This window comes from Streptomyces sp. NPDC016640, assembly GCF_043076215.1.
Classification (GTDB): domain Bacteria; phylum Actinomycetota; class Actinomycetes; order Streptomycetales; family Streptomycetaceae; genus Streptomyces.
Map to the genome: position 1 here is coordinate 425,129 of NZ_JBIBRG010000003.1, position 11,910 is coordinate 437,038.

An 11,910-nucleotide genomic window follows, 5' to 3' on the forward strand; every position below is an offset into this window, starting at 1 on the left:
GAGTGGTCCCGCACTCACCCTGGAAGATCGTGTTGGAGTCCAGCGTCACCGCACCGTTGCGGGCCAGCAGCCGGCCGTTGACGGTCGTCCCCGTGTTGGCACTGATCGAGGTCAAGGCCAGGATGTTGCCCACGAACGTGGAGTTGGTACCGAGAGTGGCCGAGCTGCCGATCTGCCAGTACACGTTGCACGGGTTGGCGCCATTGGTGAGGAGCACCCGGCTGGCGGATGCCGTCGTCAGCGTCGAACCGACCTGGAACACCCAGACAGCATTGGGGTCGTTCTGGCCGTTCAGGGTGAGGGTGCCGGTGATCTGGGCACTGACGGGCACCCTGTAGACGCCCGGAGTCAGCGTCTGACCACCGAGCTCCACGGGATCTCCGGTGTACGTGACGTCCGGTGCCTGCCCGGCGGCCTGGTTGTACGCGGTGGTCAGATCGTTCTGAGCCTGCAGAGCGACGGCGTCGGCAGCGTGGATGGTGCCGGGCGGCAGCACCGCGCCGGGCGGGAACCCCACTACCGCCGCACCCGGACTCACCCCGACGTTACGCTCGACCGTCGTCGGGCCGGTGTTGGTGACCGTCGAACCAGCCAGTACTCCGAAATCTGCTGCCGTGCCCAGAGGGACAGCCGTGGCAACGGCACTTGCGCGTGTCGGTGACATCGCGATCACGGCAGCGGCAATCACGGCGGTTACCACCGCCGCGACCCAAAGCGACAAGGCGCGCCGTGGGGCACCTAGGATATTCAACGTCATCGAGGGCCAACTCCTGTGGTGGTGGGGGGTGCCTGACTGACAGTTCTGACGGCGGTATGTTATTCACGACAGGGATCGATTTACGGTTGATTCGAGAATCTTCACCGGAATTGGCTAACCACCGCACCGGCGCATAAAAATGCCCAATGGACCGAATGGCGCGAACCGGTTTACTTCGAACGGATGACTGGCGTAATGCCACCAGATTGGCATTCACCCGGAGCGAGCCGTCACGGAGTAAATCTCCTTCGATCTCCCGCTGAACCTCGACCGGAACCGCCACAAGGCGTTCCACAGTCGCCTGAAGGAGCTACGGGGCCGGGCACGCCGGGGAGTGCGGGAGGTGCATCAGCTCGCAGGACGGCGGGATAGGCCGACGGGCCGTCTCTGGGCCGTCTCTGGGCGTGGTTGAGACCGGTGGGGGTGCAAAGCACACGCGCGCCTGATCGGTCGGCGTGTCTGCCGTCGCGGCCGGCCTTCGTCGACTGAGGCACAGACGATCTCCGGGACGAGACGAAGTACCGGCCGCACTGGCGGAGGGCTCCTCGGTGTCTCGACAAGGCCGCTGGTCAGCCCGCCATGGAAACAGAGGCCGCGTGTTCGCGGAACGCCTCCGTCCACCACGTGCCGGGCGACGAACCACTTCAGGCGATGTCGTGGACTCTGTGCTCGCCGAGGTCGGATGCGTACCGGGCAACGGCACGGCAGTCGGCATCCTCGTGGAGGACGGCCAGGCCGTGGTAAGCCGCGGTGGCGGCGATGACCAAGTCCACCGCCGAGGCACTGCGATGCTCACCGGCCTGGGCCATGCGGTGTCGCACCGCGCCGATCCAGCGCCCCGCGTTGTTCGGTACCGACACGTCGGGACAGAGGTCCGTGAACATCTCGTCGTACTCGCGTCCGTTCCGAGCACTATGGAGGAACTCGGTGCGCTGCACGTAGCAGGAGACGACGGCTCCGGCATCGATCGCGTCGTACCGGGCCGGCTGCAGTTCGGGCTCGCGGAGCAGCCGGACCAGGCCGGAGGTGTCGAGCAGGTGGATCACCGGCCGTGCTTCTCCGCCCGGTGGAGGCGCTCGGCGTCCTCGACGGCACCCCACTCACGCGCACGCTCGAAGTGACGGCTGACGCGCGCCTCACGCTCCTGTTGCCCGGCATAGAAGCGCAGCGCGAGGTTGACCGCCCCCCTCAACGCGCCCCGGCCGACGCCCGCCTTGCGCGTGATCGCGCTCAGCGGGGCGTCCGCCGAGCGCGTGGGTTCGGTCAGGGCCGCTGCCAGGATGCGCTCGCGGTTGCGCCGTGCGTCCGATCGCAGGGGCGCTCTCTTCTCCGGTTGCACGCGTGCTCCTCGCAGGTCCAGGGCCGCGGTCGGCTCTGCGAACGGGCCGGCGCGCGGCGCCACTGCTCGGTGACCGGCCGCCGCAGTCGTTCCGGGTCGACGACCTCGGGATCGAGGAACCGTTGCAGGGCGAGTCCGCGCGGCTGCCCCATGATGGCGATCGCCGTCTCCTCGGGCGCGGCGTCGGAACGAATGGTGCCGTCGGCGATTCCCGCCGCGAGGTCCTCGCACAGATCGGCGCGGAAGTCCGCGCTCCGCGCCCGGAAGACCGGGGCCGGTTCCGGGGACATGGGGGCTTCGGCCCACAGCAGCAGGAACGCCCTGTTCAGTACGCCCATGGTGCCGAGCCTCGCGATGTATCCGTCGATCAGTCGGAGGAGGCGGTCCAGCCCCGGGGGCAGGTCCGCGAGACCGGACACGAATCCGGCCTGGCCCGCGCGCGCCAGGCGCTCGACGAGTGCCTGCTCGGACCCGAAGCGGTACGTGACCATGCCCCGGCCGTATCCCGCTCGCTCACCGACGCGCGCCAAGGTCAGCGCACGCATCCCCTGCTCGACGACCCGTTCGGCTGCGGCCCGGAGCAAGGCGGCTTCGGCCTCGTCACGGCGCTGCTGCTCCATGCTGCGGGCCGCGGCCGGTGACGCGGGGCGGGCGTACAAGCAGTGGATGCTCGACCTGCTGGATGTCCGGGAAGGTCACACCGTCCTGGACGTCGGGTGCGGGCCGGGAACCGATCTGCCGGCGCTGGCGGAACGCGTCGGGGACGGCGGCACCGTGATCGGCGTAGAAAAGTCGAAAGATCGCCCCTGTGTTCATCTGCATGAACAAGCTGTTCCTGCGCGTGATCAGGGACATCCTTACGCGGGTGGGGGCATCTTGGCCGTGCGGGGCTGTTCCGCTGTCGCAGGTTCTCGGAGCAGCGTAATTCCTTGCCGGCAAGGAATTTTCCCTCGCCAGAGAAATTCTTCAAGTGTCAGCCGAGGGCTGTCCCGCAATGACCGTGAGGAACAGCGTCGCAGGCGGTTGCCGACCGGCTGCAGGCCAGCGCAGACCGGTCGCCCATGCCGTGAGCGCGGCGAGGTCGTCGCTGGTGATGCCGTTGCAAAGATCGACCCGGTACAGCAAAACGGGGCCGCTGTGATGCTCGTTCACCCAGGCGCGATCCGCCTCGGTGATCTCGTCATCGATCCAGGCGAACGCCGGCTTTTCGCCCACGCGACGATCTCCGGTGTCTTCCAGAACACGCCGTCCCCGGACCCGGGGCGGTTCAAAGAGCCCGTCAGCAAGCTGACGGGCTCCTGCGAAATACCGAGGCTAACCTGCCATCAGGTCAGATCGTCGGTGTCTCGTCGACGACCTCTTTGTGCAGTTCGACAATGAACTTCCAGCCGTCGCTGGGCTCCATGAATCGCACTCGGGTGGGGTAGATGTCCAAGGCGCGGCGGTCGCGGTTCTGGCTGCTCGCGTTCTTCCGCCCCCGGGCCGGCTCCTCGAACAAGTCGACCTTGACATCCGGCACCGTGACGACTTCCTCACTCCAGCGCTGAACGATCCCCGCCCCGAAGGCGTCCCGGGCGGCGGAGTAGAGCGACTCCAGGGACTCCTTGTTCCCGTTGGGCACGAAGAGGGCGAGATTCAGGAGGACGCCGGCACCCTGAAGAACCTCGATTTCCTCCCCTGCCTTGTCGGCAACCCAGATCCCGGACTCTTCGGCATTGTCCGGGAGAACGCGGATTTCCTGACCGAATATCGTCCTCGCGGTGAAGGACCCTCCCTCGAAGTTCTTACCCGGCTTCGTGAGCGAAGCCGGGGCATAGCAGTCGAGAGGAAGGCCATCCATCTCTGCCGAGACGAAGATTCCGTCCTGGAGATTCAACTCCGAAGCCTCTTCGGCCGTAAGACGTCGAGCCGTTACCTTCTCGGTGTTCACGCCATTCCCCTTTTTTCGCGGCGTCCTGTGAATTCACTGGAACTCTATCACGAGAACGATCACTCAGCTCCCGTTCAATTCCCTCCGGGGGAACAGCAGAAGAATCCTCCCACGTCACCGGAGACACCTGACAGACGTAGAGAAAAGGTGCGGGATTCAAGAGGTCACCCACCGTTCCGACAGCGTTTTCGGCAACCAAGTCGGCCGTCAAGTGAAATGACGAGCAAACCTGACCGAATGGGAAGAAGCAGACAGAGGGCGCCCTGCTGCTCAGCATTGCGCTGTGCTTGCGCCCCCTCGCGACGGGCCAGATCCCAGTGACCGGGCGCGGCGGTGTTCGGATTGTCCGCGCGTTTCGGCAGCACCGGACGCGGCAGAGTGCCTCGGGCAGCCCGGCACAGCAGCACGGCGATGCGGCTTCACCTGGCACTCTCCGAGCCGATGTGGGCGAGCAGCGAAGCGGTGCCGTCCTCTGTTCCGCTCGCTTCGTTCCCTTCGCCCCCGGACCCCGGACCCGGGCTGCTTGACTGGCACGCATGTCGACGACTCTTGGTGTGCCGCGACCCGATCAGGCCGACTACATGCTGCGGGCCGCAGCCGGTGACGCGGGGCGGGCGTACAAGCGGTGGATGCTCGGCCTGCTGGATGTCCGGGAAGGCCACACCGTCCTGGACGTCGGGTGCGGGCCGGGAACCGATCTGCCGGCGCTGGCGGAACGCGTCGGGGACGGCGGCACCGTGATCGGCGTCGACCACGACCGGGCCATGCTCGACCGGGCCCGGGCCCGCACGGCCGGCCTGCGCCGGGTGGAGCTCCGCGAGGGCGACGCCCACGCGCTCCCCGTCGAGCCGGGGACGATCGACCGGGCCAGGACCGACCGTGTACTGATGCACGTGGCGGAGCCCGCGGACGTGCTGGCGCAGCTCCATCGCGCCACCCGGCCGGGTGCCCGGGTCGGGTTCGCCGAGCCGGACTGGGACACCCTGATCGTCGACGCGGAGGATCTCGAGACCAGCCGCGCCTTCACCCGCTTCACCACGACCGAGGTGGTCCGCCACGCGACCATCGGACGCGGCCTCGCCCGCCTCGCCGGGCGGGCGGGCTTCCGCGTCGAGGCCGTGCACGCCACGACCCCGTTCTTCCGCGACTTCGACGAGGCGGACCACACCCTGGGTCTGGGCCGCAATCTGCAGAGGGCCATCGACGAGGGCCACATCGACCGGGCACGCGGACGGGACTGGTTCGACGGTCTCTCCCGGACGGGGGCCTTCTACGCGTCGTTCACCCTCGTCTGCGTGGTCTGCTCCCGCTGAGTCGGGGGTCAGTGGGCGAAGGGGCCGCCGAGCGTGGTGCGGGGCAGGTTCGGGGACGTCACCGGGTACGTCTTCGAGCCGGTGCCGGTGATGCCCGACGAGGACCCCTTCAGCAGGTGGACCAGACCCCGACGGGTGTTGTCCAGCTGCTCGTTGGTGTCGGCCAGGAATCCGGCGCGGCCGTCGCGGGTGTAGTCGGTGAGCTTGAGGTTCACCGCGAAGCAGTCGTTGTTCTCGACACCGCCCGCGATGCCGGACGTGTTCTGGTGGTACGTCTTGGATCCGGTGCCGGTCAGACCGCCCGCGCGCCCGGGCGGCACCGTGACGCTGCCGCCGTCGAGCTTGCCCTCCAGGTCCTCGCCGGGAGCGCCGACGGCGAGGTCCGCGTAGCCGTCGCCGTCGAAGTCCCCGGCCACGACGTCCAGTCCGAACCGGTCGCCCGAGCCCTCGTACTCCGGCGCGACGGGCGGGTGGAGGACGGTGCCCGGGCCGAGGCCCTCGGACCCGCCCCACACGACCGTCAGACCGCCGCGCATGCGGACGTCGCCGACGGTCCCGCCCGGGGAGGCCACCACCAGGCCGGCGTACCCGTCACGGTCGAGGTCGGCGCCGGCCGCGGCGAACCCCCACTGGTCACCCGCCTCCACCGAGCCGGGTATGCCGGGCAAGTCCTGGTGGATGGTCTGCACCCGGGTGCCGGGGCCGGCCGACGTGCCGTAGACGACGGTGACCCGGCTGTCCCTCCCGTACGCCCCGCCGAGCAGCACCATGTCGCGGTAGCCGTCGCCGTTGAAGTCGTCGGCGGCCTTCGCGGTGGCGGCGAGGACGGTGCGTGAGGCGCGCATGGTTCTCCGTGGTCCGAGAAGCGTCCTGGGAACAGACGCTTGAGCTGCGAACCCGGAGGTGCGCGGGGGCTCAATGGCTGTACGGCGGCGGCTCCGCTCCCTCGGCGTCGCGGCACTTCCCGCACGGCACTTCCGCCCAGACCGTCTTGCCCACGGGGTCACGGGGCTCCCAGCCCCAGCGTTCGGCCAGGACGTCCACCAGGAACAGGCCGCGGCCCGACTCCCCGTCGGGGCAGGGGGAGGACGGAACCGTGGGCGGCCGCCTGTCGGAGGCGGCGTCGGCCACCTCGATGCGGACCAGGCCGGACGGCTCGTCGTGAACGAGCCTGAGGCGGACGTCGCGCCCCGGTACGCGGCCGTGCCGCACGGCGTTCGCGGCGAGTTCGGCGACGATCAGGGCGACGGCGCAGGACGCGTCCGACTCCTGCGGGTGGCCCCGTTCCTCCATCCACCGTACGGAGAGGCACCGCGCCAGCCTCGCGCCTCGGGGCGTCGAGGCGAACTGCGCCTCGGTGGTGTTGGTGGTCGTTCCTGTCAGCACAGCGGCCCGCCCTTGCCTGTCGTCTCGCATCGTATGCGAGTCATCACGTTCCGTACTCAAGGATCGGCAGATCGCCCTACGATCGGTAGAGGGCGTGGCATTACCTTTCGGTTGGTAAAGGACGGAAGTGACGTCTTGGCCAGAGAACTTGACCCCGGCGGATCCATGGCCGCGCTGTTCGGCACACGGGTGCGCAGGCTCCGCACGGCGGCCGGGCTGACCCAGGCCGAACTCGGCGCGAGGGTCCACGTGGTGGCCACCCGGATCACCCAGATCGAGCGGGCCTCGGGAGCGAAACCGACGCTGGAGCTGGCGCGGGCGCTGGACGCGGTCCTCGGCGCGGACGATCTGCTCGTCGAGCTCTGGCCGTACGTGTACCGGGAGTCCTTCCCGGACTGGTCACGGAAGTTCATGGCGTACTCGGAGCGGGCGGTGTCCATCGGGGAGTACGCCGCGCACGTAGTGCCTGGTCTGCTGCAGACGGAGGAGTATGCGCGGGCAGTTCTGAGCGTCGGCCTCACGCTGTGCAACGAGACGCAGTTGGAGGAGAGGCTGTCGGCTCGTATGGGACGGCAGGGGCGGCTCACCCTGGACGACAAGCCGACGCTCCGCGTCGTTCTGGACGAGGCGGTGCTGCGGCGCCCGGTAGGTGGGCCGACCGTGATGCGGGAGCAGTTGGCGCGGTTGCTCGACGCCTCGTCGGAGCGTCACATCACTGTTCAGGTGCTGCCCTTCGAACAGGGCGAGCACGACGCGATGGGTGGCTCGCTGACGATGCTCACGCTCCCGGACGGCTCCGACGTCGCCTACACGGAGGGCGCGCACTACGGCCAACTCATCGAGGATCCGGACGAAGTCAGGAGCTTCGCTCTGACCTACGATCGGCTGCGGGCGGCAGCCCTGCCCCCGCTCATGTCACTGAACATGATCCGATCCGTGATGGAGGACAGCCACCGTGGAGCAAAGGTCCCGTCCCGATCAGAACGGCGTCGCGTGGCGCAGGAGCAGCTACAGCAATCAGGAGGGCGGCAACTGCGTGGAGGTGGCCGCCGGGCTTCCCGGCGTCGTCCCCGTCCGTGACAGCAAGGTCCCGCACGGCCCCGCACTGGCTTTCGGGCCGGGTGCCTGGGCTGCGTTCACAGGCGGGTTGAAGGCCGGCCGCGACCGGGGCTGAGGCACGGGCATCCGGGCGGAGGACAAGGGGACGATACGGACCATGGACTACGGCGTGCAGGAGCCGGCGCGGCTCGGACGGACCCGGCTCCCGGATGGCCGGCTCCTGGGCTGGGCGGAATGGGGGCCGGCCGACGGCACCCCGGTGCTGGTGTGCCCGGGGGCGGCCACCAGCAGGTGGCTCGGTTTCGGCGGCGGTGTCGTCGGCTCGGCCGGGATCCGGCTCATCAACGTGGACCGGCCCGGCCTCGGCGCCTCCGACCCGGCCCCCGGCCGAACCCTGACGAGTTGGGCCACCGACATCCGGCACCTCATCCGGGAGCGGGGCCTGCGAACGCCGTCGGCGGTGGGGTTCTCGCAGGGGGCACCGTTCGCCCTCGCCCTGGCGGCCAACGGCCTGGTGAACGCGGTGGCCGTGGTGTCCGGCAGCGACGAACTCGCCCATCCGCGCTTCGCCCACTCGCTGAGCCCGCAGGTGAGGGACCTGGTGGACGCCGTCGCGGCCGACCCCGGCGCCGCTGAGGTCTCCTTCGCCGAGTTCGGCAGCACCGACGCGCTGTGGGACCTGATCATCATGGCCAGCCCCGAGGCGGACCGGGCGGTCTACACCGACCCGGTCTTCCAGCACGCCTTCCGGCGCGCGATGGACGAGGCGTTCAGCCAGGGCCCGGCAGGCTATGCCCGCGACACCGTCCTGGCGATGGGCCGCTGGCCATTCGACCCCGCCGACATCGCCGTCCCGGTGGACCTCTGGTACGGACAGCAGGACACCAGCCCGGTCCACTCTCCGGACCTGGGTGAATCGCTCGCCCGGGTGATCCCGAAGGCCACCCGGCACCTGCTTCCCGCCGCCGCGGGTGCCCTGCTCTGGACACACGCCGACGCCGTCCTGCGATCGCTCCCGACATGATCCGATCCGTGTCGGAGGCAACCACCGTGGCGCGAACGACCCGTCCCCGTTCCCGTCCCGATCAGAACGGCGTCGCGTGGCGCAGGAGCAGCTACAGCGATCAGGAGGGCGGCAACTGCGTGGAGGTGGCCGCCGGGCTTCCCGGCGTCGTCCCCGTCCGTGACAGCAAGGTCCCGCACGGCCCCGCACTGGCTTTCGGGCCGGGTGCCTGGGCTGCGTTCACAGGCGGGTTGAAGGCCGGCCGCGACCGGGACTGAGCCCGCCGGGCACCGGTCGCGTCACGCCTGAGGGGCCCACCGGTCCCCCGCCCGCGAGGGTCCGGTGGGCCGGCCGCCCCCGCCGCCGCACCGGCGTGAGCGCGGACGTGACCGCGGGCGCGAGGTGGCCGGGGAACGCCGGCCCGGACGGCTCCGGTCAGGAGCCGGACCTTTTACGTGTCCAGTTCAGAAAGACGCCGGACCGTGCGGCGCGCCCGGCCCTACAGTGGCGCCATGACCAACGCCCCCGAAGCGCCTGTCACGCCTGTCGAGGCCTTTGAACCCCCTTACTACGTGGCCGTCTTCACCACGGTGCGGACCCAGGACCGGAGCGAGTACGGCGAGACCAGCGCGCGCATGGAGGACCTGGTGAAGGACGTTCCCGGCTATCTGGGGATGGACCACGCGCAGACTCCCGGTGGGCTGGGCATCACCGTCGGGTACTTCCGCGACGCCGACGCCCTCGCGGAGTGGCGGTCCAACGCCGAGCACCGCGCGGCGCAGAAGCGCGGGCGGGACCAGTGGTACCGCAGCTACACGCTGCATGTGGCGAAGGTGGAGCGCAGCCACGGGTTCACGCGGGTGGAGGCCCCCCAGGGCCCGACAGCGAGCTGACAGGGGCCCGACAGCGGGCTGACCGGCCGTGGTCCGTGTGCGGCCGCCGTCTCACGGGTGCATCCGCGCGCCCTTCAGGACCTTGTCCACCGCGTTCCTCGGGCCGTGGACCGACAGGCCGACCAGGTCCAGGTCCGCCGTGCCGACGGCGCGCACCGCCGCGCGGTTGGCCTCGTCGTGGCCCGTGGCGAACAGGTCGGAGGTGAAGACCGCGCGGGGCAGGGCGCGGGACAGGGCCCGGGTGTGGGCCGCCTTCAGGGTCTCCTTCGAGCCCTGGAAGACCAGGACCGGCTGCCGGAACATCGGCAGGTAGGGCACCTGGCCGGCGTCCTCGTACGGCTCCCCGACCAGCTCGGGGAACCGGGTGCCCAGGCCGCTGACCAGGAACGCGGTGACGTTGAGGCGCTGCCAGGGTTCCAGGTCCTCGCGCAGCAGTACGGCGATCTTCGTGTCGAAGCGAGTGCTCATGCCCCCGAGACTGCCGATCGGGGCACGTCGGCGTCTTGTACGTTGTTTGCATGCCCGCCCAGGGGACGGTCTCCGCCTGGCGACCCCGCGTTCCGGGAGTCGTCGAGGTCTTCCACGCCCGCTTCACCGAGTACGCCTACCCGATGCACGTCCACGACGCCTGGACGCTGCTCATCGTCGACGACGGCGCCGTACGCTACGACCTCGACCGGCACGAGCACGGCACTCCGCACGACACGGTGTCGCTGCTGCCCCCGCACGTCCCCCACAACGGCTCGCCCGCCACCTCCGAGGGCTTCCGCAAGCGGGTGCTCTACCTCGACGCCGGCCGTCTCGGCGACGATCTCATCGGGGCCGCCGTCGACCGGCCCGACCTGCGGGACCCGCTGCTGCGGCGGCGCGTCGGGCAGGTGCACTCCGCGCTGGTGCGGCCCGGTGACGAACTGGAGGCCGAGAGCAGGCTGACGCTCGTCGGGGAGCGGCTGCGCGAGCACCTGCGGTCGCGGGACGCCGCGCAGACACCCCGGCGGGACCCCGTGCTCGCGCGCCGGCTGCGGGAGCTGCTCGACGAGCGGGTGGTGGAGGGTCTCGTCCTGGCGGATGCCGCGGCGCTGCTGTCCGCCCATCCCGCTCATCTCGTACGGGTCTTCAGCGGCGCCTACGGCATCGCCCCGCACCAGTACCTGATGTCCCGCCGGGTGGGCCGCGCCCGTCGGCTGCTGCTCGACGGGGAGTCACCGAGCCGGGTCGCGGCCGCCACCGGCTTCTACGACCAGGCCCATCTCACCCGGCACTTCCGGACGCTGGTGGGGACCACACCCGGGCGGTACCGCGCCGGCGGCCACCGGCCCTGACGGCGCGGCACGCGGCGTCACCGCACGTCGACGTAGTCACCCGCCGCGGTCGCCCCGCCCGTCGTGGACGTCTCGCCGAACGTCCAGCGCCAGTAGCCGTCGGCCGCGGCCGTCACCGTGGTCCGCAGGGAGCCGGCGGAGTCCGCCCGCACCGTCTTGACCGTCGTGTAGGTGCTGGTGCCCGCCTTGCGGAACTGGAGCTTGGCCAGCTTGCCGCCGTATCCGACGTAGGCCTCCCTGCCCCAGTCGGCGCGGGTCAGCTTGCCCGTCACGGTGAGCGTCTTGTTCTTGACGACCGGTTCCGGCGAGGCGTTGACCGTGGCCCGCGCCGCACGCTTGACCTGGACCGTGCCGAGGCCGGTCAGGTTCTCCTCGGCCTTGAGCTTGTCGTCGGAGGTCCAGACGCGGATGTTCGCGGCGACCTTCCAGGTGGTGGCGTCGTTGGTGGAGTCCAGGGTCCAGCGGGGGTCGATGTAGAGCTCGCCCTCGACGTCCGCCGAGCTGGGGGTGTCGTCGTAGTAGGTGACGTAGCCCGTGTAGATGCCGCCGCCGGCGGCGCCCTGGGCGGCCGTGACGTCGTGGTACAGGTACGGGAAAGCGGTGATGTCGCCCGACGAGTGGCCCGAGGGCCAGGTCATGCGGAAGCCGACGGCGGGGTGCACCTCGTCGGAGATGCCCACGACGATGGGCTTGCCGTTGTTCACGACCATCTCCGTCACCGTGACGCCGGTGTCGGCCGCCTGGGCGGGCTGGGCGGTGAAGGCCCCGAGGGCCAGCGCTCCCGCGAGCGCGGCCGTGAGGGCGGGTCTGCCTGTGCGCATGTACGTTCCTCTTCACGCACGGGACCCTGGCCAACAGGGTCCGGATGGCGGCACAGTAACAGCACGTACCCGTACATCCGTTCGGCG

At 70.1% G+C, this 11,910-nt stretch carries 17 protein-coding genes and 1 pseudogene; 8 read left to right on the forward strand and 10 right to left on the reverse strand.

Annotated features, from left to right (window positions below; genetic code table 11):
• The 4 genes from ACF07S_RS08835 to ACF07S_RS08850 form a co-directional block, all read right to left on the reverse strand.
• The coding region (locus ACF07S_RS08835; RefSeq protein ID WP_391973819.1) for an ice-binding family protein at positions 1-757 on the reverse strand (757 nt) is incomplete at its 3' end.
• 644 nt (positions 758-1,401) lie between these two features.
• Entirely contained in the window at positions 1,402-1,803 is a 402-nt protein-coding gene (locus ACF07S_RS08840) for a PIN domain-containing protein (RefSeq protein ID WP_391963841.1), read from the reverse strand.
• Positions 1,800-2,096 (reverse strand): hypothetical protein, encoded by a 297-nt coding sequence (locus ACF07S_RS08845; RefSeq protein ID WP_391963842.1) that lies wholly within the window; start codon positions 2,094-2,096, stop codon positions 1,800-1,802. Before ACF07S_RS08845 ends, ACF07S_RS08840 begins: the two co-directional genes overlap by 4 nt.
• Complete coding sequence (locus ACF07S_RS08850) at positions 2,021-2,716, reverse strand: TetR/AcrR family transcriptional regulator (protein WP_391963949.1); 696 nt, start codon at positions 2,714-2,716, stop codon at positions 2,021-2,023. Before ACF07S_RS08850 ends, ACF07S_RS08845 begins: the two co-directional genes overlap by 76 nt.
• Before the next feature lie 46 nt (positions 2,717-2,762).
• On the opposite strand from ACF07S_RS08850, the pseudogene ACF07S_RS08855 reads away from it, so the two are divergent.
• Positions 2,763-2,834: pseudogene (locus ACF07S_RS08855) on the forward strand (hypothetical protein); the annotation flags it as partial.
• A 228-nt stretch (positions 2,835-3,062) separates the two neighbouring features.
• Here the strand turns inward: ACF07S_RS08855 and ACF07S_RS08860 are convergent.
• Both ACF07S_RS08860 and ACF07S_RS08865 read right to left on the reverse strand, forming a co-directional pair.
• A complete protein-coding gene (locus ACF07S_RS08860; RefSeq protein WP_391963959.1) occupies positions 3,063-3,311 on the reverse strand; it encodes a hypothetical protein in 249 nt (82 codons plus the stop codon).
• Between the two features lie 115 nt (positions 3,312-3,426).
• The gene (locus ACF07S_RS08865) at positions 3,427-4,026 is read right to left on the reverse strand and encodes a hypothetical protein (protein ID WP_391973768.1); all 600 of its coding nucleotides are present in this window, start codon (positions 4,024-4,026) and stop codon (positions 3,427-3,429) included.
• 536 nt (positions 4,027-4,562) lie between these two features.
• On the opposite strand from ACF07S_RS08865, the gene ACF07S_RS08870 reads away from it, so the two are divergent.
• Positions 4,563-5,339: a methyltransferase domain-containing protein gene (locus tag ACF07S_RS08870; RefSeq protein ID WP_391973769.1), complete on the forward strand. Its 777-nt coding sequence runs from the start codon at positions 4,563-4,565 to the stop codon at positions 5,337-5,339.
• A gap of 8 nt (positions 5,340-5,347) precedes the next feature.
• Here ACF07S_RS08870 and ACF07S_RS08875 read toward each other — a convergent pair whose 3' ends face one another.
• On the reverse strand, positions 5,348-6,184 hold the full coding sequence (locus ACF07S_RS08875) for an FG-GAP and VCBS repeat-containing protein (RefSeq protein ID WP_391973770.1): 837 nt from the start codon (positions 6,182-6,184) through the stop codon (positions 5,348-5,350).
• Positions 6,185-6,254: 70 nt separating this feature from the next.
• Positions 6,255-6,725 (reverse strand): ATP-binding protein, encoded by a 471-nt coding sequence (locus tag ACF07S_RS08880; protein WP_391973771.1) that lies wholly within the window; start codon positions 6,723-6,725, stop codon positions 6,255-6,257.
• Positions 6,726-6,890: 165 nt separating this feature from the next.
• On the opposite strand from ACF07S_RS08880, the gene ACF07S_RS08885 reads away from it, so the two are divergent.
• From ACF07S_RS08885 to ACF07S_RS08905, 5 genes are all read left to right on the forward strand, one after another.
• Positions 6,891-7,805 (forward strand): Scr1 family TA system antitoxin-like transcriptional regulator, encoded by a 915-nt coding sequence (locus tag ACF07S_RS08885; RefSeq protein WP_391963950.1) that lies wholly within the window; start codon positions 6,891-6,893, stop codon positions 7,803-7,805.
• Positions 7,768-7,899 (forward strand): DUF397 domain-containing protein, encoded by a 132-nt coding sequence (locus ACF07S_RS08890; RefSeq protein ID WP_391963951.1) that lies wholly within the window; start codon positions 7,768-7,770, stop codon positions 7,897-7,899. Before ACF07S_RS08885 ends, ACF07S_RS08890 begins: the two co-directional genes overlap by 38 nt.
• Before the next feature lie 42 nt (positions 7,900-7,941).
• Positions 7,942-8,808, forward strand: coding sequence for an alpha/beta hydrolase (locus tag ACF07S_RS08895; protein WP_391973772.1), 867 nt, complete (start codon positions 7,942-7,944; stop codon positions 8,806-8,808).
• 8 nt (positions 8,809-8,816) lie between these two features.
• Positions 8,817-9,065, forward strand: coding sequence for a DUF397 domain-containing protein (locus tag ACF07S_RS08900; RefSeq protein WP_391963848.1), 249 nt, complete (start codon positions 8,817-8,819; stop codon positions 9,063-9,065).
• A 234-nt stretch (positions 9,066-9,299) separates the two neighbouring features.
• Complete coding sequence (locus ACF07S_RS08905) at positions 9,300-9,680, forward strand: antibiotic biosynthesis monooxygenase family protein (protein ID WP_391973773.1); 381 nt, start codon at positions 9,300-9,302, stop codon at positions 9,678-9,680.
• A gap of 51 nt (positions 9,681-9,731) precedes the next feature.
• On the opposite strand, the gene ACF07S_RS08910 is transcribed toward ACF07S_RS08905, so the two are convergent.
• Positions 9,732-10,148 carry a DUF2000 family protein gene (locus tag ACF07S_RS08910; protein ID WP_391963850.1) on the reverse strand — a complete coding sequence of 139 codons (417 nt, stop codon included), beginning with the start codon at positions 10,146-10,148 and terminating at the stop codon, positions 9,732-9,734.
• A gap of 50 nt (positions 10,149-10,198) precedes the next feature.
• Between ACF07S_RS08910 and ACF07S_RS08915 the strand changes: the two genes are divergently transcribed.
• Positions 10,199-11,002: an AraC family transcriptional regulator gene (locus ACF07S_RS08915; RefSeq protein ID WP_391963851.1), complete on the forward strand. Its 804-nt coding sequence runs from the start codon at positions 10,199-10,201 to the stop codon at positions 11,000-11,002.
• Positions 11,003-11,019: 17 nt separating this feature from the next.
• Here ACF07S_RS08915 and ACF07S_RS08920 read toward each other — a convergent pair whose 3' ends face one another.
• Positions 11,020-11,823, reverse strand: coding sequence for a hypothetical protein (locus tag ACF07S_RS08920; RefSeq protein ID WP_391963852.1), 804 nt, complete (start codon positions 11,821-11,823; stop codon positions 11,020-11,022).
• Positions 11,824-11,910: the final 87 nt, after the last annotated feature.